The organism is Marinobacter sp. MIT932201 (assembly GCF_047123295.1).
GTDB lineage: Bacteria > Pseudomonadota > Gammaproteobacteria > Pseudomonadales > Oleiphilaceae > Marinobacter > Marinobacter salsuginis.
Genome location: NZ_CP138917.1, coordinates 307,113 through 333,693 on the forward strand (window position 1 = coordinate 307,113; position 26,581 = coordinate 333,693).

The window sequence follows — 26,581 nt, forward strand, 5'->3', positions numbered from 1 at the left end:
GGGTTACTGAACGTTGATTGTCTGTTCTTCATGGAAAACAAACCTCTGTGCAAAGAGATAGTTGGCAAAGGCAACCAGCCCGGTCGTGATTAGTTGCGAGGAGGTGACGCCGAGACCCGCAACCAGGAGTAGCGAAAAGCCCGTTAAATTGAGAACCCAGCCCAATGCAGCCGCGGTGAGATATCGCGGGAACGCAATTCTATGGGGCAGGTTGGAATAAAAAGCGTAGCGATGCTGGCCAACATAATTTGCCAGCAATCCAGCCGTGGCACCGGTGGCGGTTGCGAGAACGGCGTTCAGTCCCCAACCGATCAAGACCAGCATGGTCAGCCAATGCAGCAGGGTGGCGACGCCACCGGCCAGCAGGAAACGTGGCAATCTGCCCCAGCCGGTTAACCGCAATAACGGGAATCTCATACAGCCTCACTTCAGAACCCGGCGTTATCGGAAGAATCCGAATGATGGCCGGCACCTTACCCGACCATTCTTAAGCAAGCCTTAACCGCACCCTCTGAAAAACCTTAAGCCCGCCTTAAGGTTTCTCCTCGCGCTCCTTAAGCCTGGTTTAAGGCTTGGCTCCTAATCTGGCATTCGTGATGAAAGCGCCCAAAGGGAGCCAAACTGGAGAGCCTATATGACAGACCCGCTGATGATGTCCACGTGTTGTCCCCCGGATTCCGGGGAGGTGGTTCCGGTCATCCGTTGTGCCGGTCGCTGGTTTAACGAGATCCGTCCTGACACGGCCATGGCCGAGACGGTTGCGGGTTTTATTCGCCGCCGCTTCCTGCATGCCTATGGCGCTGAACCTTCTTTGCGCATACCTGCGCTCCTGGCCCTGACCACGGCCCAGGGCACACTTCTGGCAGCGGTCGGTGTTCGAAACGCCGCGCTGGAAAAACTGTTTCTGGAAGACTACTTGTCGGTGTCGGTGGAATCGGTGATGCCGGTTGCGGGTGTCGAGCGCCATCGGATTGCCGAGATTGCCCATCTGGCCGGCGTTGAAGCCGGCGTCAGCCGGTTTCTGTTTGCCTCGCTGTCGGTGTGGCTGGATGGGGCCGGCTATGACTGGGTGGTGTGCACCGGCACGGATCAGCTGCGCAACAGTTTTCACCGCCTGGGTATTGCCACCGAGGTTCTGGCGACGGCGGATCCGGCCCGGTTGCCCGATGGGGGAGCCGGCTGGGGGCGTTATTACGACCATCATCCGGTGGTCATGGCCATCCGGGTGGCCGATGGCATGTCCGCCCTCCGGAGTGCGGGTCTGCTCAGGCTGATTCAGCCCGTTGAGTCTGAAGCCGCCGGGAGCGAGGCGATGGCAGGAGGTTCCTATGGCCACATTGCCTGAACTTCTGCAACGCCAGGCCGATAAGCAACCCTCAGGCATCGCGCTTCAGGGGCCCGATTCAGCGTTTAGCTATGCCCAGATGATGCAGGCGGCCGCTGCCCTGGCCGATCAGCTGACACGGTTGGGTGTCCGCCGGGCCGGTTTGTGTGGTGACAATTCCGTGGCCTGGATTCTTGCGGATCTGGCCTGCTTGCTTGCCAGCGTGGTGTGTGTACCGGTGCCGGTTTTTTTCTCCAGAACACAGACTCAGCATCTGACTGAACGTGCTGACCTTGATTGCCTGCTGTCTGCGGACACAATCGATGGCGGCGAACACATCGGCCATGGCGTCTGGTTAAAGCATCTGCCTGTGTCTGCTGCCGGGGCCTGGATGCCGGAGCAGACCGCAAAGATCACCTTCACCTCTGGCAGCACCGGCAACCCCAAGGGCGTTTGCCTGTCGGTGGCACAGATGACAGCCACCACGCTGGCTTTGCAGGAGCGCCTTGAAGGCGTCGAACTTGAGCGGCACCTGTGCATCCTGCCGCTGGCCACACTGCTGGAGAACATTGCCGGTGTTTACCTGCCCCTGCTGATGGGCAGCACGGTGATGGTCGCTCCCTTGCAGGATCTGGGCATGACCGGCAGCAGTGGCCTGGAATTCGGGCGGCTGGTGCAGGGCATCAACAGGCACCAGCCACACTCGCTGATCCTGGTGCCAGAACTGGCCGTGGCGCTGGTGTCCGCCGCCGAACAACAGCATCTTGAGAGTGAGTCTTTCCGGTTCTTGGCGGTTGGTGGCGGACGGGTTTCATCCGACCTGCTTGCCAGGGGCCGAGCGGTCGGTCTGCCGCTTTACGAAGGCTACGGACTTTCCGAGTGCAGCTCGGTGGTTGCATTGAACACCCCCCGGACAGAGCGCGAAGGAACGGTGGGCCAACCACTCAGCCATGTGCAGGTTCGGGTGGACGAGCGGGGCCACATTCTGGTGGCGGGCAATACCCATCTTGGCTACCTGGGGGATGAACCGGCAGGCGATGAATGGCTGGATACCGGTGATCTGGGTGCCCGGGATGACGAGGGCTTCCTGTCAGTCAGTGGTCGCGCGAAGAATCTTCTTATCACCAGCTTCGGCCGCAACATCAGCCCCGAATGGCTGGAAAGTGAGCTGATCCAGGCAATCGGCGCGCGCCAGGCGGTGGTGTTCGGTGATGGCGACCCCCGGCCTTCCGCCCTCGTGATGGTGCAGGATGGCCGCTCACCGGACGCGTTGCGTTCCCAGCTGGAATCCCTGAACGACACCTTGCCCGACTACGCCCGTTTGTCCGGTGTCTATATCCGCCGTCAGCCTCTGAGTCAGGCCGACGGTTATCTGACCGCAAACGGACGGCCTGTACGCCAGCAGATTCAGGACGACCTGCCGAGCCTGCTGGCCGGCGCGTTTCCGGTTTTCATGAATCTTTCCATCTCAACCCCTGATTTTCCAAACACGCCAGGAGGATCTTTCATGGCATTTTTCGATCGACTGCAGTCCGAAACCGCACAAGCCCGCGCCCACGTAACCGGCGCACCCGTTATTGCAGCCATCCGCGAGGGTCGGTTTGATCTGACGGGCTATACCTGGTTCCTGACCCAGGCCTATCACCACGTCAAACACACGGTGCCTCTGATGATGGCCTGCGGCGGCCGTCTGCCCGAGCGTCTGGAATTTGTGCGCAAGGCGCTGGTGGAGTACATCGAGGAAGAGTACGGCCACCACGAGTGGATTCTCAACGATCTTGAGGCCTGCGGAGAAGACAAGGAAGCCATCCGTCATGGCAGTCCGGATACCTCCATCGAGCTGATGGTTGCCTACCTTTATGACCGCATCAACCGCGGCAACCCGGCGGCGTTCTTCGGCATGGTCCAGGTGCTTGAAGGTACGTCGATTGAGTTGGCGACACCGCTTGGTGAGGCCATTCAGAAGCAGCTCGGGCTGCCGGATGAGGCCTTCAGCTATCTGTACTCTCACGGAGCCCTGGACCAGGAGCATTTCGAGTTTTTCCGGAACCTGATGAACGACATCACCGATCCGGAAGACCAGCAGGCCATCATTGAGGCGGCGCGCATGGTCTATCGGCTTTATGGCGACATGCTGCACAGCATTCCCCTGCCCGAAAGCCGGAAGGAGCAACAACATGAGGCTGCATGACCGCGTTTTCCTGCTGCTGGGTGGTACAGGAGGCATCGGCAAGGCGCTGGTCGAACCTCTGGTAAGAGCGGGTGCCCGGGTGATCATTGCTTCCCGGCACCCGGAAAAGCTTGAGCATCGTGAGGGCGTCTCGCTTGCTCACCTGGACCTGTCAGCGCCGGACCTAGACCAGCAGCTGGACCGCCTTGGCGATGCCTATCCGGACATTGATGGCGTTATCCACTGTGCCGGGCAGAACCGGTTTGCCAGCCTGGGCAATATGGCCGTCAGTGACCTGGACGCACAGATCGCCGTCAATCTCCGGTCAGCGATGATTGTAGCCAGGCATTTTGCGCCACGGTTTGAAAGAGCTGGGCAGGGGGCGCTGGTGTTCGTGGGTTCTACCTTTGGCAGCATCGGTTTCCCGGGTTACACCGCCTACTGCGCCAGCAAGTTCGGTCTGCGGGGCTTCACCGAGGCGCTGCGCCGGGAGCTGGCCGATACCCCGGTTCAGGTGATCTATGTAGCGCCGCGCGCCACCGCCACGGATATGAATCCGGAAGCCGTAAATGAGCTTAACCGGGCACTGGGCAATGCCATGGACGCGCCTGAAGCGGTGGCGTCACAGATTCTTGCCGCCATGGAAAACGACGATCGCCGGCGCTTCCTGGGCTGGCCGGAAAAGCTGTTTGTGGTGATCAACGGCATCCTGCCGAGAATTGTCGACAAGGCGATGCTGAAGCAATTGCCGGTCATCCGGCGGTTTCTGAATCCGGGAGTGTTGTCATGAAACGAGTGCTATTGGTGATTCTGTGCCTGGCGGCCCAGCCACTCTGGGCGGCGGCTCTGGAGACCGAACTGGCAGGTATCCAGCATCGCTGGGCGGAGATTCAGTATCAGGTACCGGCGGACGAGAAAGAGAAAGCCTTTGAGGGTTTGGCTGATGAGGCAGAACAGTTCGTCGCCCATTATCCGGGCCGGGCAGAGCCTCTGATCTGGCAGGGTATAGTGTTGAGCACCTACGCCGGCGCCAAAGGTGGCCTGGGGGCCCTGGGGCTGGTGAAGGAGGCCCGTAAATCATTGGAAGCGGCCCTTGAGATTGATCCGGACGCGCTGGATGGTTCAGCCTACACCTCTCTTGGCAGCCTTTATTACCAGGTCCCTGGCTGGCCCCTGGGCTTTGGTGATGATGATAAGGCCCGGCAGTATCTGCAGAAAGCATTGGCCATCAATCCTGATGGCATGGATGCCAATTTCTTCTTTGGCGATTTCCTGCTGGACCAGGGCGAGCCGGAACGCGCCCGGAGTTATCTGCAGAAAGTCCTCGATGCACCCGACAGGGCCGGACGAGACGTCGCCGACGCCGGTCGGCGGGAAGAAGCCAGGAGCCGCCTGGACTCGCTCTGATTCGTCCTCTTCAGAACGGGTTTGCTTCCTGTCAGCGTGGGCTACACTCTTTAATGGAGAGGGGTGAATCGTCCGTCAGGAGGACGTGTTGTCCATGGCGTCAAGGTCCGGTAACGGGCAGCAAACTGCTTTATCTGCCCGTTTTTTTCAGAAGCTGGCCTCAGGGGTTCCTGGAGTCCTCTTCATATATTGGGTGAGTTCGGAAGGAGATTCCCACCGCTGTCCTTTTATCAGCGAACATGTGCAGTCGCTCTTTGGCATTGATCCCGCAGATCTGAGTGATAACGCGGATGCGATTTTCGCCATGATCCATCCGGAGGATGTTGATGCCGTTATGGCCAGTATCCGTGCCTCGGCAGACAGGTTGAATACCTGGAGCTATCGGGCCCGGCTCAGGCTTGAGCATGGCGGTTACGAGTGGTTCGAGGTTAATGCGGAGCCCGAGCGCCAGCCTGATGGCGGCACGCTCTGGTACGGCCAATTCCACAACATCCAGCACTACAAGAACCTGGAGCAGAGCCTGCGCGAAAGTGAGGCGGAGTTTTCCTTCCAGGCCGGGTTCCAGCGACTGATTGCCCGTCTCTCCACCGAATTCATCAATCTGGGATTTGGCACCATTGATCAGTGTATTGATGAACTTCTGAGATCCATCGGAACGTTTTTCAAGGTAGACAGGGCCTACCTGTACTGCTTTTCCGATGACTATTCCGTGATGACCAATACCCATGAGTGGTGCAGGGACGGTGTGCCCGCTCTGATCGACACACAGCAGGAGGTGTCGATCGACAGTTTTCACTGGTGGCAGGAACAGATCGAGGGGATGGTGAGTGGTAGCCGGGTGGTGTTTATTGAAGATGTCGACCGACTGCCCCGGGAAGCTGCTCCCGAGCGGGCACTGCTTCAGGAGCAGGGGGTGTCGTCGATGTTCTGCGTGCCTATCCGGGTACGCGGACGGGTAACGGGCTTTTTCGGCGTTGACTCCCTTCGCCGAAGAACCTGGCGTCTGGACCAGGCCGACCTGTTGATTATTGTTTCCGGCCTGTTATCGGGTGCCCTGGAGCGCAACCGCCTGGAAGAAGAGCTGCTGAACCAGTCCATTCGGGACCCGCTGACCGGCCTGCACAATCGCCGTTACCTGATGCCGAGGCTGGATGAAATGCTCGGCCGGAGCAACCGCCGGGGTGAGCGCTTCGCCCTGGCGATCTTCGACATCGATCACTTCAAAAAGATTAACGACTCCATCGGACACCTCGGCGGGGATTATATCCTGCAGCGGTTTGCCGACATTCTGATCAGCCAGACACGCTCCATGGATGTGGTTGCCCGCTTCGGCGGGGAAGAATTCATTGTTGTCTTCAGCGCTGTAGAGCACGGCGATGTACGACAGCTCGTCCAGCGAATTCTCGAAGCTGTGCATGAGGAGCGTTTTGTCTTTGATGACGATGAGATACCGGTGACCGTCAGCGCAGGTGTGGCCGGAATAGAGGAGTTCGTTGACCGCCCAGCCTCGCCGGACGCTCTCATTGCCGGGGCGGATCACAGGCTTTATCTGGCCAAGCAGGCAGGGCGGGACTGTCTTGTTGATGTATCAGGAACATTGCGCATATAAAAAAAGATCATTTCACCTCATATTACTAAATAGTATATCCTTAGATTAAAAGTGATATTTGGATTGTCTAGAGGTGACTGTCATGAGCAACCCGATCGTTCAGCATTTTTTTGATGAACCCACCAATACGTTCAGTTACGTGGTGCGTGACCCGGACAGCCAGGCCTGCGCCATTCTCGATTCGGTCCTGGATTTTGATTACGCCGCGGGCAAAACCGATGTGCGTTCTGCCGATGAAATTATCGAGTACATCCGCAGCAACGATCTGAAGGTCGAGTGGATCCTGGAAACCCACGTCCACGCGGATCACCTGTCTGCCGCGCCCTACCTGCATGAGAAGCTGGGTGGCAAGACCGGCATTGGTGCGCACATTCGCGACGTACAGGAAATTTTCGGCAAGGCGTTCAATGCCGGTACCGAATTCCAGCGCGACGGAAGCCAGTTCGACAAGCTGTTCAAAGAGGGCGACACTTTTGCTATTGGCGGTCTGGAAGGACGCGTTCTGCATACGCCGGGGCATACCCCTGCCTGTCTCACTTATGTGATTGGCGATGCGGCTTTCGTCGGGGACACCCTGTTCATGCCGGACTTTGGCACAGCTCGCTGCGATTTCCCCGGTGGCGATGCCCGCACCCTGTACCAGTCCATCCAGAAGGTGCTGTCCCTGCCTGCGGAAACCCGAATTTTCCTGTGCCACGATTACAAGGCGCCCGGCCGCGATGAGTACCAGCACATGACCACCGTTGCGGAGCAGCGCGCCGCAAACATTCACGTCCATGAAGGTGTCTCCGAGGAAGAGTTCGTGAAAATGCGCACCGAGCGGGATGCGACCCTGGATATGCCACGGCTGATTCTGCCGTCCGTTCAGGTGAACATGCGGGCAGGCCACATGCCGCCGGCCGAGGACAATGGCCAGGTTTACCTGAAAGTACCGGTTAACCTGTTCTGAGATTCCTGATGAATCTTAAACGTTATCTGCCGATTCTGGACTGGGCGCCAACATACGGCCGTGATCAGGCCACCAGTGACCTGGTGGCCGCGATCATCGTCACCGTCATGCTCATTCCCCAGTCGCTGGCCTATGCTCTGCTGGCCGGGTTGCCCGCCCAGGTGGGGCTGTACGCCAGTATCCTGCCCCTAGTGATTTACGCCGTCTTCGGCACCAGTCGGACCTTGTCCGTCGGGCCTGTGGCCGTGGCCTCGCTGATGACGGCGGCGGCCCTGGCACCGCTGGCCGAGGCGGGAACTCCGGAATACGTGGCCGGTGCCGTTCTGCTGGCCGTTATGTCGGGGCTGATGCTGACGCTGATGGGGGTGCTTCGGCTCGGGTTCCTGGCCAATTTTCTGAGTCACCCTGTGATTTCCGGCTTTATCACGGCCTCTGGCATTGTGATTGCGGCCAGCCAGTTGAAGCATATATTCGGAATTCAGGCCTCCGGCCATAACCTGTTGGAAATCGGTCAGTCACTGTTCCAGTCCATTGGCGATACCAACCTGGCCACCCTGTCTGTTGGCGCCGGGGCGCTGTTGTTTCTGGTGCTGGCCCGCAAACGCTTGAAGCCACTTCTTATGGCGATGGGCCTGGCACCGAGAATGGCCGACATTCTGACCAAAACCGCGCCCATTCTGGCGGTTCTGGTGACCACCCTGGTGGCCTGGCAATTCCAGCTTGATGGCCAGGGTGTGCGACTGGTCGGGAATGTACCCCAGGGGCTCCCGGAGTTCACCATGCCGAGCCTGGACATGGGCTTGTGGCAGCAACTGGCGGTCAGCGCCTTGCTGATCAGCGTTGTCGGTTTCGTGGAGTCGGTGTCCGTGGGCCAGACTTTGGCGGCCAAACGGCGCCAGCGCATCGATCCTGACCAGGAGCTGATCGGCCTGGGGACCGCCAACCTGGGTGCCGGCTTTTCCGGGGGTATGCCGGTTACCGGTGGTTTCTCCCGTTCCGTGGTCAACTTTGATGCCGGGGCCGAGACCCCGGCCGCTGGCGCCTACGCCGCGGTCGGTATTGCCATGGCGACGCTGTTTCTGACACCGGCCATCGCGTATCTGCCACAGGCGACGCTCGCCGCCACTATTATTGTTGCGGTAGCCACACTGATTGATCTTCCGGCCCTGGGTCGAACCTGGCGCTATTCCCGCACCGACTTTGGAGCCATGCTCGCAACCATCGTGCTGACCCTGGTGCACAGTGTCGAGGCCGGTATTATCGCCGGGGTGGCGCTGTCCATCGGGCTGTTCCTGTATCGAACCAGTCGGCCCCACAGTGCGGTTGTTGGCCGTGTGCCCGGTACCGAGCATTTCCGCAATGTGCTTCGTCACGATGTTGAACTGTGCCCGAAGGTGACCTTCCTCCGTGTAGATGAGAGCCTGTACTTTGCCAATGCCCGGTTTCTCGAGGAAACCGTGATGGATCTGATGATCCGGGAGCCAGAGCTCAAGGACCTGGTGCTGGTGTGTCCGGCAGTGAACCTGGTGGATGCCTCTGCGCTCGAAAGTCTGGAGGCCATCAACGAGCGTATGAAAGATGCAGGGGTCAGATTGCATCTGGCGGAAGTGAAAGGCCCGGTAATGGACAAGTTGAAAGGGACGGAACTGCTTTCCCATCTGGGTGGCGAGGTTTTCCTGAGTACTTATGAAGCCTGGCAGCGCCTGACCGACCTCGGCAAACTCGAAAAACAGGTCGCCTGATCAATCTGGGCTCGCTTGCACCGGGGGTGGGGCGAGCCGCTAAGATGTCATTCCCGACCCCGTTGCTGCGGTAAGTTCACTATGGGCATGACTGAAAACCTGCTATCCACCAGCCAGTGGATCATCACGCTTCTGCTCTTTCTGGTGATTCTGGTCCGGGCGCTGCGCTCGATTGACTGGCAGGCCTTTCGCAAGGACAACGCACTCCAGCACTCGTTCTTCGGTGCTGCCGTGGTGCTGGGTTTTGTCTGGCAGTTGCGGGCCGGCATTTCACCCGGCCTCGCCATCCACGTTTTTGGTATCACGGTGATCACGCTGATGCTGGGGTGGGCCCTGGCAGTGCTGGCGGGCCTTATGGCACTGGTGATCACGGTGATCACCGGTCGCGAGCCTCTGATCATGTTTGCCGCCAACGGGCTGATCACGGTGATGGTGCCTGCCATTGTCAGCCACGGCATCATGCTGTGGGAGCGCCGTCGGGATTTTCGGAACTTCTTCGCCTACATCTTCTTCTGCGGGTTCTTCGGTGCGGGCATTTCTGTAGCGGCGGCCGGCACGGTCATGTGTCTGATGCTATGGACCAGCGGCGTCTACACGTTTGATGAACTGGTGCACGAGTACATCCGTTACCTGCCACTGTTCATGATTCCTGAGGGATTTGTGAACGGCACCTTTGTAACCGGCCTGATGGTGTTTCATCCCGACCGGCTGACCACGCTGGACCAGAGACGGTATCGCTAGGGTGATCCGCCCTAGCGACCCTCGCCCCGGGCCACAACGGGATTGAGCATGTCACCGCTCTTGCCGGACTCTGCCTGTGCCCGCCAGTGACGGGTCCAGTCCAGCACTTCACCGGAAGGCATGGGGCGGGCAATGCCGTAACCCTGAACGAAATTGCAGCCCATCCGGCGCAGTGCCCGGGCATGCTCCATGGTTTCCACGCCCTCGGCCAGAACCGGGTGGGCGAACCGCTGGGCCAGGAAGATTACGCTCTCCACAATGGCATGGTCGCTGGCATCCTCAAGCATGTTCCGAACAAAACTCTGGTCGATCTTGATAATGTCCACCGGCAGGGTGCGCAAATAGGTCAGCGATGAGAAGCCGGTGCCAAAATCGTCCAGCGCCACCTGAAGGCCAAGGCTCTGGCAATGCGCCAGAACATTGCTGGCCCGTTGGGTATCCTCCAGGGCGGTTGATTCCAGAACCTCCAGGGTGATCTGGCCGGGCGCTATCTCGGGATGGCTGTGCAGATAACTCTCAAGATAGTCGGCAAAGGAGCGGTCCATCAGGTGCGGAGCGCTGATGTTGATGCTGACCGCCAGATCCTCGCCAGCCTCTTTCCAGGTGTTCATCTGGTGAATTGCTTCTTTCAATACCCACTGTCCCAGTGGTACTTCCAGATGACTGTTCTCCACAATCGGCAGAAACTCGCCCGGTGAGACAAGCCCTTTCTGGGGATGATTCCAGCGGATCAGCGCCTCGAAACCGAACAGCTGGCAATCGGTCACGCGGATCTGGGGCTGGAAAAACAGTTCGAACTCCTCGTTTTCCAGAGCACGTGTGAGTTCCATCAACTGGTTGCGTCGCTTCCGGCGATGTTCGTCCAGCCCGGGATCGAAAAAGTGATACTGGTTGCGGCCTTTTTCCTTGGCGGAATACATGGCCTGGTCGGCGTGACGAATAAGGCCTTCTGCCTCTGATCCGTCTTCCGGGTAGCGGGTGATGCCAAGACTGGCTGTGAGGGTGACGGTTTGATCGCCCACGGCCACGGGGTCGCCTACAGTGGCCAGGATCCGCTGATACACCGCATCGTGGTTGTCGTCCCCCTGCAGAAGGAGGACGAATTCGTCGCCACCGATGCGAGCCACGGTGTCGCCGCTCCTTAGAGCACGGGTCAGTCGCTCGGCAAGGGTTCTGAGGGCCTGGTCGCCCGCCAGATGGCCCCATTTGTCATTGATAGCCTTGAAGCCATCCAGGTCCAGATAGCACACGGACACAGTGCGATGTTGCCGGTCGGCGTGATTACGGGCCGTGCGCAGGCGCTCTTCCAGCAACTGGCGGTTGGGCAGGCCGGTCAGGTCGTCGTAGTTGGCTGCCCGGTCCAGCTCACGCGCATGGTTCTTGAGCGCCGTGATATCAGAGAACGCTGCCACGTGGTAATACTGCCCCGGTTCCTCCAGATGGACACGGCTGATGGAAAGCAGTTCAACATACTCTTCACCGTTTTTCCGCCGGTTCCAGATTTCGCCCCGCCAGTGGTCGGTTTTCTCGATGGTGCGCCACATGGACCGGTAGTATTCTCCGGAGTGGCGACCAGAGCTGAGGATCGCCGGGTTCAGTCCCAGCACTTCCTGCCGGCTGTAGCCGGTGATCCGTGAAAACGCGGGATTCACATCCAGGATCCGATTGGACTGGTCGGTGATCAGGATGGCTTCGTGGCTGCGATCGAACACGCTGGCCGCGATGCGCAGGCCCCGTTCGCCGTGCTTCCGGTCCGAGATATTGTTCTGAATGGCGATAAAGCCGGGTGCGACGCCCTGTTCGTTGCCGATTGGAACGCAATAGGTATGCACCCAGTAAGGTTCGCCGGCCCGGGTGTAATGGAGGATGTCTTCCTCAATGACCTCGGCCTTGTGCAGCTTCTGGTTGATGCGTTTGATGGTGTCAGGGTCTGTGTCCGGCCCGTACAGCACTTCCTTTGGCAGACGTCCGCGCACCTCCTCAAGCTGATACCCCGTGTGCTCCTCAAAACTGGGGTTTACCCATTCAATGCGACCGGCATCATCCAGCATCACCAGAAAATTGGGTGTGACCGACGCAATCATTGCCAGGCGATTGGGGTCGATGTCTGCGGGCGGTGCAATCGTGGTGGGGGATCTGGGCATGAGAGTCAGTAATGTGTGCTCCGGTGTGTCAATTTACGAACTCCCCTCCCTGTGAGACCTGTCGTAAGTGTCAGGGCATGCTACCGGAATAGACCTGAAAAGCCATGGGTAAATGGTCTGGATGAGTTGATAGATGTCAGTTTTGCGCCAATTACCTATCGGTCAGCGCCAGCGCGAGTGTTTCTGGAGTTTGCGTTGCAGGGTGCGGCGGTGCATGTTCAGAGCCCGGGCCGTGGCAGAGACGTTGCCCTCGTTCTCGTTGAGAACCCGCTGGATATGCTCCCACTCCATTTCCTCGACTGAAGGCGGCTCCGCCCGGAGATCGGGTGGTGCATCGATCGGCTCGAATCCGGCCAGCAACTGGTTGACCGTTACAGGTTTGCACAGATAGTTCACCGCGCCCCGGCGCATGGCCTCGACCGCCGTGGCGATACTGCCGTAACCGGTGAGCACCAGTATTTCGAGATCCGGATGCAGGTCCAGCAATTCCGGTAGCAGTTGCAGTCCGCTCTCACCGGCCAGGTTCAGATCCAGAACGCAGCGGTGAAACGTTCCGTTCAGCAGAGCGTTTTTTGCCTCCTGGTGCCCGTGGGCAAGCTGGGCCTCAATACCCTGGCGGGCAAGTGAACGCTGAAGCACTTGCAAAAAAGCGTCGTCGTCATCAATCAGTAGCCAAGCCTGTTGTTTGCTCACGCCTGTTCTCCCCATGGGCTGTTGGTCGCTGACGCTATTGGCAGCTCAATGATGACGGTGGTGCCTTCGGCGCTGCCGCGGGCTTTCAGGTTACCGCCAAGACGCTGGATGGTAGCGTTGGAGAGGAAAAGGCCAACTCCCAGCCCGTTCTCTGAACTGACCACCCTCTCCCCGAGCGTACCTTCCGGGGTGGATTCCAGACCGTCGCCGTGGTCCTCGACAACCAGTTCCATCAGGCCGTCGGCACTTTCCCGGGCGGACACGGCGACCCAGGACGGGCTGGCTGTCACCGCGTTGGCCAACACATTGAGCACGGCCTGATCGAGGGTGGCGTCCACGGCAACCGGGGCGTCCAGTACCGGCTGTCGCCATTGAATGGGGGCACCCGGCCAGAGGAGAGTGGCTGATTCCCGAAGGCGTGCGACCCAGTCCCGGGCGGGGAGGGTTTCCAGTTGCGCGGTCTTGGCCTCAACGGCAGCTCTCGACAGTTGTTGCAGGTGGGCACTGCAAAGACCCAGTTGACTCTCCATCAGCGCAAGATCGTCTGCCATTGGCGCACCCCCCGGAACTGAGGATTTCATTTCCTCCACCAGCAGCGTCATGGTGTTCAGCGGTGTGCCCAGGCGATGGGCGACGGCCGCGGCGGAAAGCCCCAGGGCGATGATCTGCTCATCCCTAAGCCGTGTCTCCCGTATCTGCGCAAGCTGGGCCTGTTGCTGGCGCAAACGTCGGGCGAGAGCGCCGACAACCAGGAGCAGGATGGCGGCGGTTGTGGCGAAGGTGACCCACATGCCTACCAGGTGCAACTGGGCGAGGTTGGCGCTGTGATGTTCATGGGTCACCGGCGTATGCCAGATCACCAGTGAGGTATAGACCGCCACCCCGGCAACGGTGACGGCAATACTCTGGCCCATTGGCACCAGCACAATGGCAACGGCGATGGGCAACAACAGCAGGGAGACCAGAGGATTGGTGTAGCCGCCCGTCAGGTAAAGCCAGGCTCCGATCATCAGCAGATCGACGATGAGCACCAGGCTGACGACCCGGGTCGAGCGGGGCGGGCGTCGGGTAAACCAGAGCCAGGCCAGGGTTGCCAGAACGCCGTATGCCATTAGCAGGATAACCGCTTCGGCACGATGGGCCAACGTGACCATGGTTTCTGCCACGGCGATCGAAATCAGCTGCAGCGCAACAATAGTCAAACGCATGCCCAGCAGATAGCGGGCAGTTTGTTGAAATCCGGTCTGTGAGTGGGTCAGCCATTCCATACCGGGCATTCTAGCCGTTTTTTACGCCGGGATACGCGGTAATACCTCCGAGGGGATGCGGCATTTGGTCTCAGGCGCAAGCGCCGGCTGACCTTTATGATTGGCGCCAACTATCTGAGCTGGTCAGGACAAGGTTGTATGGCGACGGTAATTGGAGCGCGTTTTATCGGATTGTGTGCTGCGGGATTGGTTTCACTGCCCGCCGGGGTGATGGCCCAGGAAATTTCACCCGAGCTACCCGTGATCCGGGTGACCGAAGGGCAAAGCATTGAAGAGGCGTCGAGCCAGTTGGCTCCAGAACCGGTCGAACGTTTGTCTGCCAATCCCTCAGTGTCTCTTTCCCGAATGGGTGGACGCGGGCTGGAGCCGGTTATCCGGGGCCAGAGTCAGGAGCGGGTGGATGTGCTTCTGGATGGCGTTCGCGTTGAAGGCGCCTGCCCGAATCGCATGGACCCGCCCACCAGTCGTCTGAGTTCGGCGCTGGCGCCCTTGCTGGAAGTGCGCACCAGTAACCAGACCCTGCGCTGGGGCCCTATTTCCGGCGGCCAGGTGGTTGCGACCACGGTCGCGCCCGTGTTTGACGGTTCAGGCGCGACGGGTCATCTCACCGTGGGTGGTACAGACAACGGCAATGGCAAGCTGGTCAATGGCAGTGTCGCAGTGGGTAGCGACAGTGCCTGGCTTCGCCTCGCAGGGGGATACGACGAGGCGGACGATTACGAGGACGGCGACGGAAACGAGGTCCGCAGCGCCTACAAGAACTCCGAGGCTCGCCTGGATGCGGCGTGGAAGGCGGATAATGGTTTCTTCATCAAGGGTCTGGTGAGCCGGCAGGAAGAGCGGGATGTCAAATACGCCGGCTCCGGCATGGATGCGCCAAAAACCGATACCGACATCATGCGCCTGGAGCTTGGTTCTCCGGTGGCGAACGGCAACTGGAACCTGCTGGCCTGGCAGGCGGATGTCGACCACATCATGGATAACTTCAGTCTCCGTGAATCCATGATGAAAATGCTGACGGATTCCGAGACCGAAACCCGGGGCTTGCGTCTGACCCTGGATCAGAGCCCGGATGCCCGAACAGACTGGGCCATTGGCGCCGATATTGAGACCAATAACTGGTACGCCGAACGGTTCGGGGGAGCCAATCTTGATGTGCTCACCTCCGTACTCTGGCCCGACGTGGATCGAGACCGCTTCGGCCTCTTTGCCGAGCGCTTCTACCGGGTAACTCCCGAATTGAAGCTTGGCGGTGGCGTGCGCTACGACCGCGTGGAAATGTCTGCAGCGGCAGCCGATGATGTGTTCGGCAGTGGCATGATGGCCATGTCCGCGGCCGACGCCTACGAGTCGATCTACGGCACCACGAACACCGATGTTGCCGATGATAATTTCAGCGGTTTTGTCAGCAGCGATTGGCGATTCTCTCCGGTCCAGTCGATGGTGGTTACGGCCAGCCACAGCGTCCGCAGCCCGGGCGTGACGGAGCGTTACATTGCCAGCTGGAACAACATGGACCCGTCCAGGCGCTGGGTGGGCAACCCTGCCCTGGACCCTGAGACCCACCGCAAGCTGGAACTGGCGATGCCCGGCCAGAGTAACGGCTGGAACTGGCGCCCGGCTGTGTGGGTGGATCAGGTGGATGATTTTGTCCTGCGTACCCGCAATGCTGACCAGGTCAGCGTCTACCGCAATATTGATGCGCGCCTGATGGGCGTTGAAGCACAGCTTGGGTGGAACAACGGCACCTGGAACACCAACAGCAGTCTGGCATCGGTACGGGGTGAAAATCGCGACGATAACCAACCGCTGCCGCAGATTCCGCCGGTGCAGTTTATTCAGACCCTCGGCTGGCAGCACATGGGCCATGCCCTTGAACTGGAGTGGGTGCTGGCCCGCCGCCAGGATCGCGTGGATCTGGAATCCGGTCAGGATCCCGGCACGTCACCGGGTTATGGCGTGCTGAACCTGTCCGGCAGTCACCCTCTTGCAGGCTATCTGAGTGTCACCTGGGCCGTGGATAACGTGTTCGACAATACCTGGGCACCTCACGTCAGTCGGGCCAACACTGATCCATTTAATCCCGAAGCCGTAAGAGTTAATGAGCCTGGCCGGACCCTGCGTGCCGCACTGACAGCCAGGTGGTAAGACCTTGTATGGCGGTTACCCGTTTCTCATAGCTGGCGGGTGACATTGATGCCCCGGGTGGATCCAACTCCTCCACCCGGGGCTTTTTTATGGCTGGTCAAAAATTGCGCTACCTCAATTCCGGAAATGGAATCCTGCACTATGCTGTTTTCATGCAGATCTGGACCAGTAGCGCTTGGCTGCTGAGGATGTGTTCGGCTTCTTGAGGTTCCCGGGCGGGACCTGTCTGCATCATGCGATTGCACTATGCGATTAAGGAAAGGAGACGCATCGTGACTGAAGATGAACAGTTGCCAGAAAACCTCGAGAACGACCTCGCCTCGCGATTCCCCACGGCTTACACCATTCTTTTCGGCCTGATTATTCTTGTTGCCGCGCTGACCTGGATAATTCCCGCCGGGCAGTACGAGCGCGCCATGAATGAAGAAGTCGGACGGGAAGTGGCGGTGCCGGGAACCTACCAGACCGTCGAACCAAACCCGCAGGGCTTCGTTGATGTGATGCTGGCACCGACAGCCGGGTTCTACGACCCCGACAGTTACGTCGCCAATGCCATCGATGTTGCCATGTTCATCCTGTTTCTGGGCGGTTTTCTCGGTGTGATGAATGCGACCGGGGCCATCGATACCGGCATCCGAAGCGCGATGCGGCACCTGAAGGGCCATGAGATCTGGATGATACCGATCCTGATGGTGCTCTTCGCCATCGGTGGCACCACCTACGGGATGGCAGAGGAAACCCTGGCGTTTTACGCCATTCTGATACCCGTGATACTTGCGGCCGGCTACGATGCCGTGACCGGGGTCGCCATCATCCTGATCGGCGCCGGCATTGGTGTGCTGGGTTCCACCATTAACCCCTTTGCCACCGTGATTGCAGCCAATGCCGCGGGCATTCCGTTCACTGACGGTATCTTCCTGCGATTTGTTCTGCTGATTGGTGGCCTGTTGATCTGTATCGGCTACGTGATGCGATACGCGCACAGGGTAAAAACCGATCCGTCGCGATCGGTGGTCGCCAGGCAATGGCCGGCGCACAAGAAACTCTTTCTGCAAGGCGATGATCAGGAGATTCACAGTGCCACCCTGACAACCACCCAGATTGTTGCCCTGGTGATCTTTGCCCTGACCTTCGCCGTGATGATCTGGGGTGTGTCTTCCCAGGGCTGGTGGATGGCCCGGATGGGTTCCCTGTTCTTTGGTGCGGCCATTGTGATCGGCATTATTGCCCGCCTCGGTGAAAAGAAACTGACCGGCAGCTTTGTCGATGGCGCCCGGGATCTGCTCGGGGTTGCTTTGGTGGTTGGCCTGGCACGCGGCATCGTGGTGATCATGGAGCAGGGCATGATTGCCGATACCATACTGCACAGCGCTGAAACCTCCCTGGGCGGCCTGCCGGAACTGGCCTTTATCAACCTGATGTTCTGGATCGAGGTGGGCATGAGCTTCTTCGTGCCCTCGTCCTCAGGCCTGGCCGTGCTGTCCATGCCGATCCTCGCGCCACTGGCGGATTTTGCCAACGTGGGGCGGGATCTGGTGGTGACCGCCTATCAGTCTGCCAATGGCCTGGTAAACCTGATCAACCCGACCTTTGCGGTGGTGGTTGGGGGGCTCGCGATCGGGCGGGTGTCCTACGATCGCTGGCTCGCCTTCATCTGGCCTTTGCTGCTTATCCTGACCGTGTTTATCACGGTAGTCATAAGCCTGGGCGCCATGCTGTGAGCATTCGGCAAAAGGAGCTTTGTCATGTCTGAACACACACTTGGAGTGCACTCTGAAACCGGGAAATTGCGCCAGGTCATCATCTGCCGGCCCGGGCTGGCGCACCGACGTTTGACCCCATCCAACTGCGATGCCCTGTTGTTTGATGATGTCTTTTGGGTCAAACAGGCCCAGAAAGATCATGACGTGTTTGCCAGCGTGATGCGTGGTCGGGGCGTTGAGGTTCTGGACGTCAACGAGTTGCTGGCGGAAACGCTTGCCATTCCCGAAGGCCGTGCCTGGATTCTCGACCACCGGATCAACTGGAACCACATAGGCGTGGGCATGGTGTCGGATTTGCGGGCCTGGATGGATGAACTGCCAGAGAAGGCACTTGCTGAATTCCTGATCGGTGGTCTGGAGGTGGGGGATCTGCCGTTTGATCCGGTCGGTCTGTTCGGCAACCATCTGGGGCGCTTCGGGTTCGTATTGCCACCGCTGCCCAACTTCCTGTTCACCCGGGACAACAGCGCCTGGGTGTATGGTGGGGTGACTCTCAACCCGATGTACTGGGCTGCCCGCAAGCCGGAAACCCTGCTGATGGCTGCCATCTACCGATTCCACCCGAAATTCGCGGGCAAGGTTAAGGTGCATTGGGGCGATCCTCTGGCGGATCACGGTCTGGCCACGCTTGAGGGTGGGGATGTCATGCCGCTGGGCAACAGAACGGTGCTGGTGGGCATGGGCGAGCGAACCTCGCCTCAGGCCATCGGCCAGCTGTCAAAAGCCCTGTTTGATGGCGGCATGGTGGATCGGGTGATTGCCTGCCAGTTGCCCAAAACCCGTTCGGCCATGCATCTGGATACCGTGTTTACCTTCTGTGGCGGCAACGTGGTCACCGCCTTCAAGGAAGTGGCAGATGCCGTGATCTGCTACGACCTGCGCCCCGGCGAGGGAGCGAAAACACTGGCCTTCAATCAGGATTCCCGGCATCTGTTCGAGGTGGTCGCGGAGATTCTGGGCTACCCGGCTCTGGAGGTCGTGGCAACGGGTGGCGACACGCCCGAAGAGCGTGAGCGGGAGCAGTGGAACGACGGCAACAACGTGCTGGCCCTGAGCCCCGGTGTGGTTGTCGGCTACGATCGTAACGACGATACCAATGCGGCCCTGGCGGCTGCGGGCATCGAGGTTCTGGCAATACCCGGTGCGGAGCTGGGCCGGGGTCGGGGCGGCGGTCGGTGTATGAGTTGCCCGACCATCCGGGATGCTGTCTGATAGCCAAGGAGAAACGTTATGGCATTCAATCTTAAGAACCGGCATTTTCTGACGCTGCGGGATTTCACACCGAAGGAAATCGGTTTTCTGCTGAAGTTGTCTGCGGATCTGAAGACCGCCAAGTATGCAGGCACGGAGGTCCCCAAGCTCGAGGGTAAGGACATCGCGTTGATCTTCGAGAAAAACTCCACGCGTACCCGGGTCGGGTTTGAAGTTGCCGCCTTCGATCAGGGCGCGCGGGTCACTTACCTCGGGCCAACCGGCACTCACATCGGCCACAAGGAATCGGTGAGGGACACGGCGCGGGTACTTGGCCGGGTCTACGATGCCATCGAGTATCGGGGCTTTGGACAATCCGTTGTCGAGGAACTGGCGCAGTACGCCGGCGTGCCGGTCTATAACGGGCTTACCAACGAATTTCACCCCACCCAGATACTGGCGGACTTCCTGACCATGCAAGAGCATGTGGAAAAGCCGCTGCGTGACGTGGCGTATGTGTTCATCGGCGATGCTGCCAACAACATGGGCGACAGCCTGCTGATCGGCGGCGCCAAAATGGGCATGGACGTGCGCCTCTGCGCACCAAAAGCCTGCTGGCCTGGCCAGGCCGTTCAGGAGGAGGCCCAGGCGCTGGCGGCTGAAACCGGAGCCCGCATCACCATCACGGAGGATGTTGACGCCGCCGTTGCGGGGGTCGATTTCGTGTACACCGATGTCTGGGTGTCGATGGGTGAGCCAAAGGAAAAATGGGCGGAACGCATAAAACTGTTGATGCCTTACCAGGTCAATGCCGCCCTTATGGCAAAAACCGGCAATCCCCGGGTTCGATTCATGCATTGTCTGCCGGCCTTTCACAACACCGAAACCGTGGTGGGGAAGGAGATTCAGGAGACCTATGGCATCGACGCCATGGAGGTGACGGAAGAAGTCTTCGAAAGCCCCGCTTCGATTGTTTTCGATCAGGCCGAGAACCGCATGCACACCATCAAGGCCGTTCTCGTGGCGACCCTGGGAGGCTGACATGCTGGTTGTGGCAGCTTTGGGGGGTAATGCCCTGCTGAAACGCGGAGAACCGCTGACGGCAGAGGTCCAGCGTAAAAATGTGCAGATTGCAGCCCGATCGCTGGCTGCGGTCGTTCGGGCCGGTCACGATCTTGTGGTGACCCATGGCAATGGGCCACAGGTCGGGCTGCTGGCTCTGCAGGGCGCTTCCTACAAACCGGATGAGGCTTACCCGCTGGATGTCCTGGGCGCGGAAACCGAGGGCATGATCGGCTATATGATCGAGCAGGAACTGGAAAATGCTCTCGGCCATGACCGGCCGGTCGCGACCTTGTTGACTCAGGTCCTGGTGGATCCGAAGGACCCTGCCTTCGAAAAACCGACCAAGTTTGTCGGACCCGTCTATGACCGCGAGGAGGCTGAGCGCCGGGCAGCCGGTGCGGGCTGGAGCATTGCGCCGGACGGTGACAAATGGCGCCGGGTGGTGCCCTCGCCGAAACCGCTGGAAATACCGGACATGCGGGTACTGAAACTGTTGCTCGATCAGGGCGTGGTTGTGGTTTGCGCCGGCGGCGGTGGAATACCGGTGCTGCGTCGTGACGACGGCAGCATGGTCGGCATTGAAGCGGTTATCGACAAGGATGCTGCCAGTGCGTTGCTTGCCCGGCAACTGGGAGCGGATGCATTGCTCCTGTTAACGGATGTGGATGCTGTTCATCGCGATTTTGGTACCGACCAGTCGACGCCGCTTGCCGAGCTGACCGTGGCCGAGGCGCAGGCGCTGGAAATGCCCGCCGGCTCCATGGGCCCGAAACTGCAGGCCGCCTGCGATTTTGCCGAGGCCGGCGGAGTCAGTGGCATTGGCCGGCTGCAGGACGCCGTGGCCATCCTTGACGGCTCCGCGGGCACCCGCGTATCGGCCGGCTAGCTGTTCCTGCCGTGTTTTCCGGGTGCGATCCCTGATAATATCTGGTTATTACCTAATAGCCAGAATTTCCCGGAGGTGCCCCATGTCGCGAATGGCTGCCGCAGGATTGATCGTGACCCTGGGCCTGCTGGCCCAGACGGCGCTCGGCCAGCAGGCGTCGCCTTCCCGACCGGCGACGACAACGGTCGTCGAGCGCAACGAGCTGCACGAAACCGTGCACCTCGATGGCATCATCGAAGCCGTTCAGCAGAGCACCGTCTCAGCCCAGACCAGCGGCACCGTTCAGAGCCTGCCCTTTGATGTGGATGATTCCGTGGCTGCCGGCGACCTGATTGTCCAGCTGGAGGACAGTGAGCAGCGATCCCGTTTGCGCCAGGCACAAGCCGGGCTGGAAGAGGCCGAGGCAGCACTGGTGGACGCACGCCAGCGGTTTAACCGGATTGAGGCAGTCCACGAACGGGGGCTGGTATCCCGGCAGGAGTTCGATCAGGCCCGCAACAACCTGGCCGCTGCCCGGGCCCGGGTAGAGCGCGCCAGTGCCGCCGTTTCCGAGGCGCAGGAGCAGCTTTCCTATACCCGTGTGGTGGCGCCCTATGGCGGCATCCTGACCGAACGCCACGTTGAGGTTGGCGAAGCGGTCAATCCCGGCCAGCCGCTGCTCAGTGGCTTGTCTCTGGAACAGCTTCGGGTTGTCGTCGATCTGCCCCAGAAATACGCCGAACTGGCGCGTACGGAGCGTCAGGCCCAGGTTACCCTGGCCGACGGCCGGGTGCTGGAAACCGGTGAAATGACTTTCTATCCCTATGCGAATCCGCAAACCCATACTTTCCGCCTGCGCATGCGCCTGAGTGAGCCCAACGGTTCCCTGTTTCCCGGCATGCTGGTGAAAGTCAGCGTGCCGGTTGCCACCCGGGAGGCCCTGTGGGTGCCGGCCAGCAGCCTGATTCAACGCAGTGAACTCAGGGCGGTATTTGTGCTCGATGATCAGGATCAGCCCAGGCTGAGGCAGGTTCGCACTGGGGTGCGGGACAATGGCCGGCTGGAGATTCTTGCGGGCCTGAGCGAGGGCGAGCGGGTAGTCACAAACCCGTCTGTACTGGTGGGCAGCGAGCGCCTGAATCCGCTTGAAAGAACGGGCGAGGAGTCGAACCCGTGAGCCGTAATTTGCCGCCCGTTGGTCCATCCGGTGCCATCGCCCGGGTTTTCCAGAACAACCATCTGACACCGCTGCTGGCCATTCTGGCAATTATTCTGGGCATCCTGGCCGTGGTGGTCACGCCCAAAGAAGAAGAGCCCCAGATTGACGTCACCATGGCCGATATCATGGTGGCCTTTCCCGGCGCCAGCACCCGGGAGGTGGAAAGCGCGATTGCCACGCCCGCCGAACAGGTGATGAGTGAGATCAAAGGCGTCGAACACGTCTATTCGGTATCCCGCCAGGGCCAGGCCGTGATCACGGTGCAGTTCGAGGTGGGTATTCCACGGCAGGAAGCCCTGGTGCGGCTGTACAACCAGGTGTACTCCAACCAGGACTGGTTGCCGCCCGATCTGGGCGCGACCCAGCCGGTGATCAAGCCCAAGGGCATCGATGATGTGCCGGTGATGACCCTGACCCTCTACGATCCGGTCAACGGCCACACGGGTGAGGAGCTGACCCGTCTGGCGCACATGCTGGAAGTCGCCCTGAAACGGGTTCCCGGTACCCGGGATGTCTATACCACCGGTGGCATTCCGGATCGCGTGGATATCCGGTTCGATCCGGCGTTGCTGGCGGGGTTCAATCTCACCATCGACGATGTCCGTAACGCCCTGGCGGCGGCCAACACCAGCAGCCAGGAGGCCCGGATTACCCGGGATAACCTGTCGATACCGGTCCAGGCCGGAACGCTTCTGGAAACCGTGGAGGATGTCCGGCGCCTGGTGGTGGGTATGCACAACGGCGCAGCGGTGTACCTGGAAGATGTGGCGGATGTCAGCCGCGGTGGCACCGTGGTGGACCAGAGTGTGATGACCGGATTCGGGCCGGCCCACAAGGACGGCCAGGCCGGCCGGCCCGGTGAGGTTTACCCCGCGGTGACCCTGGCCATTGCCAAGAAGCCGGGCGAGAACGCCATCAACATCACCACGGCCATTGAAGAGCGTCTGGAGCAATTACGCAACCGGGCACTGCCGGAATCTGTGGAGGTTCTGGTGACCCGTGACTATGGTGTGACCGCCTCCCAGAAAGCCCGCAAACTGATAACCGATCTGATCTCCGCCACCCTCTGCGTTGTGTTGCTGGTGCTGGCGGCCATGGGCTGGCGCCAGGCGCTGATTGTCGGCATTGCGGTGCTGATCACTCTGCTGCTGACCCTGGTGTTTTCCTGGGCCTGGGGCTTCACCCTGAACCGCGTCTCCCTGTTTGCGCTGATCTTCTCCATCGGCATTCTGGTGGACGACGGCATCGTGATCACCGAGAACATCAACCGGCGGATCCAGAACACCCGGCGGGCGGTGAAGGACATTATTCCCGTTGCAGTGGACGAGGTGGGCACCCCCACCATTATGGCCAGCCTCACCATCATGGCGGCCCTGATTCCGATGGCCTTTGTCAGTGGCCTGATGGGCCCCTACATGAGCCCGATTCCGATCAACGCCTCGGCCGGTATGGTGCTGTCCCAGATTGTTGCCTTTGTGGTGGCGCCCTGGCTGGCGTTCCGGTTGCTCAAGCACAAGAAGGGTGAGCAGGCCGCCGAAGCCGAGGAGGCTTCCAGCTCTGCCGATGGCGTCAGCCCGGTGTCCCTGCGGATTTTCCGGACCGTGCTCGGGCCGTTCCTGGGGGATCATCCCTGGCGGCGTCGTGTGCTGGCGCTGGGTGTGGTGGGTCTGACTCTCGCTGCAACCTCGCTGCCGGTGTTCCAGGCGGTGATCCTGAAGATGCTGCCGTTCGACAACAAGTCCGAGTTGCAGGTGGTAGTGGATATGCCCGAGCGCACGCCCATGGAGCAGACCCAGCGGGTGTTGATGGAAATGGGCAGCTACCTGGAAACGGTGGATGAGGTGGCCAACTGGCAGACCTACGCCGGCACCGCGTCGCCGATCAATTTCAACGGTCTGGTCAGGCAATACTACTTGCGTGGCGACCCTTACCATGGCGATATCCAGGTCAATCTGATTCATGAGGAGGACCGGGAACGGCAGTCCCACGCCATTGCCCAATCCCTGCGGGGGCCGCTGACCGAGATCGGTAAGCAGTACGGTGCCAGCGTCAAGATTGTTGAGGTTCCGCCTGGCCCGCCAGTACTGTCACCCGTGGTGGCGGAAATCTACGCGGTGGATGAAACCCGCCGGGCGGAACTGGCCCGCCAGGTGGCCGAGGGCATGACCGAGGTGGATGGCCTGGTGGATATCGATACCACGCTGGAAGCGCCCACACGACAATGGGAAGTGGTTGTGGATCGGGACCGCGCGGCAAGGCTTGGCGTGTCCCAGGCCCAGGTGGTCGGTGCCCTCCAGACGGCCCTGGGCGGTACCAGTGTCAGCTTCCTGCACGATGACCATGCCAAGTACCCTGTTCCAATTCGTGTGATTCTGAGCGAAGGTGACAAGGCCCAGCCCTCGGTATTGTTATCCCTGAACGTGCGAAGTCGTGATGGCAACCTCGTCCCGCTGGCGAGTATTGCCGACGTTCGCGAGGCCGACTGGATGGGCGCGATTTACCACAAGGATTTGCTGCCGGTGACCTACGTGACGGCGGATATGGCAGGAGAGGTCGATTCGCCGCTGTACGGCATGTTTGCCATGGTGGAGCGCCTGAACCAGCAGGAGGGAGCGCCAGAGCAGTATTTCATCGATCAGCCCCCGTTGCCGGAAAAAGGCACCCTGAAATGGGACGGTGAATGGCAGATTACTTACGAGACCTTCCGGGATATGGGCGCCGCCTACAGCGTGGGCGTGTTCATGATCTTCGTGTTGCTGGTGGCCCAGTTCCGCTCCTATATTCTGCCGCTGGTGATCATGGCGCCCATTCCCCTGACGATGATCGGCATCATGCCCGGCCATGCCCTTCTGGGGCGGGAATTTACCGCCACCAGCATGATCGGCATGATTGCCCTGGCCGGCATCATCGTGCGCAATTCCATCCTGTTGGTGGTGTTTATTCGGCAGTTGATCGAGGAGGGTGTCGAACTGGACGAAGCGGTGGTCCTGGCCGGCGCGGTGCGCATCAAGCCCATCGCCCTGACGGCGATTTCGGCGATGGTGGGGGCTTACTTCATCCTGAACGATCCGATTTTCAACGGCCTGGCGATATCCCTGGTGTTCGGTCTGGCCATGTCCACGTTACTGACCGTGCTGGTGGTGCCCCTGCTGTATTACACCCTGGCGCGCTGCAAGTGGGTGTGACGCGGGGTGTTTACGCCTGGCATGGCACCAGGACGCTGTCGGAACTGATGATCCGGTTCCGCCCCGCGTCCTTGGCGTTATAGAGGTACTCGTCGGCACGGCCGATCAGGCTGCGAAGGTCGGCGCCGTCCGGACCAAACTGGGCAATGCCGCCGCTGATGGTGAGCCTGATGGCCTGGTCCTGATAGGACACGGGGTTTGACTCGATCTCATTCCGGATCTTTTCGGCCACCCGATGAGCCTGGTCTGCGGTGGTGTTGGTGAGCAGAATGGCGAACTCTTCACCGCCCAGTCGTGTGGCAAGATCGGTTGCTCTCAGCGATGCCCGCAGTGTGCCGGCAACATGCCTGAGCGCCCGGTCGCCCGCCTCGTGACCATGCTGATCATTGACCTGTTTGAAGTGGTCCAGGTCCAGCACCAGCATGGACAGCGGGGTTCCGTTGCGGAGGCTGCGCTTGCGCTCCTGCTCGAAAACGTCGCTCAGGCGTGCGCGGTTGGCGAGACCTGTCAGCGCATCGGTCTGGGCCATTTTCAGCAGGCGCGATTCGGATTGCTCCCGGGTGATCTCGTAAATATGGGAGAAGGCCAGAATGGTCAGGGACATCAGCCCCATGTTGGCAATCGGAAGCGGCTGCATCAGCTCCGGCGCATCGTGGAATTTGAAGAAGAAAATCACTGCCGCCGTAACCATGAACACGGCTGATACCAGAAGACCCAGCCGCCGCCCCATCAGAAGGTGAGAAAGGATGGGAATTAACAGAACCCAGGCGAATACGGTTGTTGTCGCCCGGGGAGACGTGAGCGCGAACATCATGGTGATGCAAAAGGGCAGGATAAACGCCAGGATCCATCGTTCCAGGTGTTTGGTGTTTCCGATTGCCCAGAAAATGAAAACCGAGTAGCACGCCATGCCAATCTCGGCAAAGGCCAGGGGGTAGTTCCCTCTCTGCATGTTGAGCATAAAGAAAAGCAGGCCACTGACGGCGGTCAGTATCAGCAGCGTTTTTAACACCGCTTTGCGGTACGGACGGGCAAGGTGCTTCTGTGATTCCGTATAGCTTTCCATGGGTCTGGTCTGGGCATCCGGTGCACTGGAGT

20 protein-coding genes are annotated in these 26,581 nt (G+C 60.0%); 15 read left to right on the forward strand and 5 right to left on the reverse strand.

All coding sequences use genetic code 11. The annotated features are described in order from the left end of the window. Positions 1 to 3: 3 nt before the first annotated feature. The gene (locus tag SIC15_RS01370) at positions 4 to 378 is read right to left on the reverse strand and encodes a GtrA family protein (protein WP_412536937.1); all 375 of its coding nucleotides are present in this window, start codon (positions 376 to 378) and stop codon (positions 4 to 6) included. A 256-nt stretch (positions 379 to 634) separates the two neighbouring features. Here SIC15_RS01370 and SIC15_RS01375 point away from each other — a divergent pair, with 256 nt between their 5' ends. From SIC15_RS01375 to SIC15_RS01410, 8 genes are all read left to right on the forward strand, one after another. Then, positions 635 to 1,345, forward strand: a complete 711-nt coding sequence (locus SIC15_RS01375) for a thermostable hemolysin (RefSeq protein WP_194838957.1) — start codon at positions 635 to 637, stop codon at positions 1,343 to 1,345. Further along, positions 1,329 to 3,515 carry an AMP-binding protein gene (locus SIC15_RS01380; protein WP_069182629.1) on the forward strand — a complete coding sequence of 729 codons (2,187 nt, stop codon included), beginning with the start codon at positions 1,329 to 1,331 and terminating at the stop codon, positions 3,513 to 3,515. The genes SIC15_RS01375 and SIC15_RS01380 overlap by 17 nt, the downstream gene beginning before the upstream one ends. After that, positions 3,502 to 4,284 (forward strand): SDR family oxidoreductase, encoded by a 783-nt coding sequence (locus tag SIC15_RS01385; protein WP_136630669.1) that lies wholly within the window; start codon positions 3,502 to 3,504, stop codon positions 4,282 to 4,284. The genes SIC15_RS01380 and SIC15_RS01385 overlap by 14 nt, the downstream gene beginning before the upstream one ends. Beyond that, entirely contained in the window at positions 4,281 to 4,901 is a 621-nt protein-coding gene (locus SIC15_RS01390) for a tetratricopeptide repeat protein (RefSeq protein ID WP_136630670.1), read from the forward strand. The genes SIC15_RS01385 and SIC15_RS01390 overlap by 4 nt, the downstream gene beginning before the upstream one ends. Positions 4,902 to 5,142: 241 nt before the next feature. Then, complete coding sequence (locus tag SIC15_RS01395) at positions 5,143 to 6,510, forward strand: diguanylate cyclase (RefSeq protein WP_412536938.1); 1,368 nt, start codon at positions 5,143 to 5,145, stop codon at positions 6,508 to 6,510. 82 nt (positions 6,511 to 6,592) lie between these two features. Next, the gene (locus SIC15_RS01400) at positions 6,593 to 7,459 is read left to right on the forward strand and encodes an MBL fold metallo-hydrolase (protein WP_069182633.1); all 867 of its coding nucleotides are present in this window, start codon (positions 6,593 to 6,595) and stop codon (positions 7,457 to 7,459) included. A gap of 8 nt (positions 7,460 to 7,467) precedes the next feature. Beyond that, positions 7,468 to 9,201, forward strand: a complete 1,734-nt coding sequence (locus tag SIC15_RS01405) for a SulP family inorganic anion transporter (protein WP_069182634.1) — start codon at positions 7,468 to 7,470, stop codon at positions 9,199 to 9,201. Between the two features lie 81 nt (positions 9,202 to 9,282). Continuing rightward, positions 9,283 to 9,942 (forward strand): energy-coupling factor ABC transporter permease, encoded by a 660-nt coding sequence (locus SIC15_RS01410; protein ID WP_069182635.1) that lies wholly within the window; start codon positions 9,283 to 9,285, stop codon positions 9,940 to 9,942. 11 nt (positions 9,943 to 9,953) lie between these two features. Here SIC15_RS01410 and SIC15_RS01415 read toward each other — a convergent pair whose 3' ends face one another. The 3 genes from SIC15_RS01415 to SIC15_RS01425 form a co-directional block, all read right to left on the reverse strand. Continuing rightward, a complete protein-coding gene (locus SIC15_RS01415) occupies positions 9,954 to 12,086 on the reverse strand; it encodes an EAL domain-containing protein (RefSeq protein WP_412536939.1) in 2,133 nt (710 codons plus the stop codon). Positions 12,087 to 12,248: 162 nt separating this feature from the next. Next, a complete protein-coding gene (locus SIC15_RS01420) occupies positions 12,249 to 12,779 on the reverse strand; it encodes a response regulator transcription factor (RefSeq protein ID WP_069182637.1) in 531 nt (176 codons plus the stop codon). Beyond that, on the reverse strand, positions 12,776 to 14,047 hold the full coding sequence (locus SIC15_RS01425) for a sensor histidine kinase (RefSeq protein ID WP_412536940.1): 1,272 nt from the start codon (positions 14,045 to 14,047) through the stop codon (positions 12,776 to 12,778). Before SIC15_RS01425 ends, SIC15_RS01420 begins: the two co-directional genes overlap by 4 nt. Positions 14,048 to 14,185: 138 nt before the next feature. Between SIC15_RS01425 and SIC15_RS01430 the strand changes: the two genes are divergently transcribed. From SIC15_RS01430 to SIC15_RS01460, 7 genes are all read left to right on the forward strand, one after another. Then, on the forward strand, positions 14,186 to 16,195 hold the full coding sequence (locus tag SIC15_RS01430) for a TonB-dependent receptor domain-containing protein (RefSeq protein ID WP_412536941.1): 2,010 nt from the start codon (positions 14,186 to 14,188) through the stop codon (positions 16,193 to 16,195). 272 nt (positions 16,196 to 16,467) lie between these two features. Continuing rightward, positions 16,468 to 17,916, forward strand: a complete 1,449-nt coding sequence (locus SIC15_RS01435; protein ID WP_136630676.1) for a YfcC family protein — start codon at positions 16,468 to 16,470, stop codon at positions 17,914 to 17,916. A gap of 24 nt (positions 17,917 to 17,940) precedes the next feature. Further along, entirely contained in the window at positions 17,941 to 19,170 is a 1,230-nt protein-coding gene (locus tag SIC15_RS01440) for an arginine deiminase (RefSeq protein ID WP_136630677.1), read from the forward strand. Positions 19,171 to 19,188: 18 nt separating this feature from the next. Continuing rightward, positions 19,189 to 20,190, forward strand: a complete 1,002-nt coding sequence (locus SIC15_RS01445; RefSeq protein WP_136630678.1) for an ornithine carbamoyltransferase — start codon at positions 19,189 to 19,191, stop codon at positions 20,188 to 20,190. A gap of 1 nt (position 20,191) precedes the next feature. Continuing rightward, on the forward strand, positions 20,192 to 21,100 hold the full coding sequence (gene arcC, locus SIC15_RS01450; protein ID WP_153637089.1) for a carbamate kinase: 909 nt from the start codon (positions 20,192 to 20,194) through the stop codon (positions 21,098 to 21,100). Positions 21,101 to 21,182: 82 nt separating this feature from the next. After that, positions 21,183 to 22,256 carry an efflux RND transporter periplasmic adaptor subunit gene (locus tag SIC15_RS01455; RefSeq protein ID WP_405417954.1) on the forward strand — a complete coding sequence of 358 codons (1,074 nt, stop codon included), beginning with the start codon at positions 21,183 to 21,185 and terminating at the stop codon, positions 22,254 to 22,256. Next, a complete protein-coding gene (locus SIC15_RS01460) occupies positions 22,253 to 25,483 on the forward strand; it encodes an efflux RND transporter permease subunit (protein ID WP_405417956.1) in 3,231 nt (1,076 codons plus the stop codon). Before SIC15_RS01455 ends, SIC15_RS01460 begins: the two co-directional genes overlap by 4 nt. A gap of 10 nt (positions 25,484 to 25,493) precedes the next feature. On the opposite strand, the gene SIC15_RS01465 is transcribed toward SIC15_RS01460, so the two are convergent. After that, positions 25,494 to 26,549 (reverse strand): GGDEF domain-containing protein, encoded by a 1,056-nt coding sequence (locus tag SIC15_RS01465; RefSeq protein WP_069182641.1) that lies wholly within the window; start codon positions 26,547 to 26,549, stop codon positions 25,494 to 25,496. Positions 26,550 to 26,581: the final 32 nt, after the last annotated feature.

Excerpts from the sequence above, each read along its gene's own strand:
- SIC15_RS01430 (WP_412536941.1), top strand. The coding sequence starts at position 14,186 with ATGGCGACGGTAATTGGAGCGCGTTTTATCGGATTGTGTGCTGCGGGA.
- SIC15_RS01390 (WP_136630670.1), top strand. The coding sequence starts at position 4,281 with ATGAAACGAGTGCTATTGGTGATTCTGTGCCTGGCGGCCCAGCCACTC.
- SIC15_RS01385 (WP_136630669.1), top strand. The coding sequence starts at position 3,502 with ATGAGGCTGCATGACCGCGTTTTCCTGCTGCTGGGTGGTACAGGAGGC.
- SIC15_RS01455 (WP_405417954.1), top strand. The coding sequence starts at position 21,183 with ATGTCGCGAATGGCTGCCGCAGGATTGATCGTGACCCTGGGCCTGCTG.
- SIC15_RS01375 (WP_194838957.1), top strand. The coding sequence starts at position 635 with ATGACAGACCCGCTGATGATGTCCACGTGTTGTCCCCCGGATTCCGGG.
- SIC15_RS01425 (WP_412536940.1), bottom strand. The coding sequence starts at position 14,047 with ATGGAATGGCTGACCCACTCACAGACCGGATTTCAACAAACTGCCCGC.
- SIC15_RS01440 (WP_136630677.1), top strand. The coding sequence starts at position 17,941 with ATGTCTGAACACACACTTGGAGTGCACTCTGAAACCGGGAAATTGCGC.
- SIC15_RS01400 (WP_069182633.1), top strand. The coding sequence starts at position 6,593 with ATGAGCAACCCGATCGTTCAGCATTTTTTTGATGAACCCACCAATACG.
- SIC15_RS01410 (WP_069182635.1), top strand. The coding sequence starts at position 9,283 with ATGGGCATGACTGAAAACCTGCTATCCACCAGCCAGTGGATCATCACG.
- SIC15_RS01445 (WP_136630678.1), top strand. The coding sequence starts at position 19,189 with ATGGCATTCAATCTTAAGAACCGGCATTTTCTGACGCTGCGGGATTTC.
- SIC15_RS01465 (WP_069182641.1), bottom strand. The coding sequence starts at position 26,549 with ATGGAAAGCTATACGGAATCACAGAAGCACCTTGCCCGTCCGTACCGC.
- SIC15_RS01415 (WP_412536939.1), bottom strand. The coding sequence starts at position 12,086 with ATGCCCAGATCCCCCACCACGATTGCACCGCCCGCAGACATCGACCCC.
- SIC15_RS01380 (WP_069182629.1), top strand. The coding sequence starts at position 1,329 with ATGGCCACATTGCCTGAACTTCTGCAACGCCAGGCCGATAAGCAACCC.
- SIC15_RS01405 (WP_069182634.1), top strand. The coding sequence starts at position 7,468 with ATGAATCTTAAACGTTATCTGCCGATTCTGGACTGGGCGCCAACATAC.
- arcC (WP_153637089.1), top strand. The coding sequence starts at position 20,192 with ATGCTGGTTGTGGCAGCTTTGGGGGGTAATGCCCTGCTGAAACGCGGA.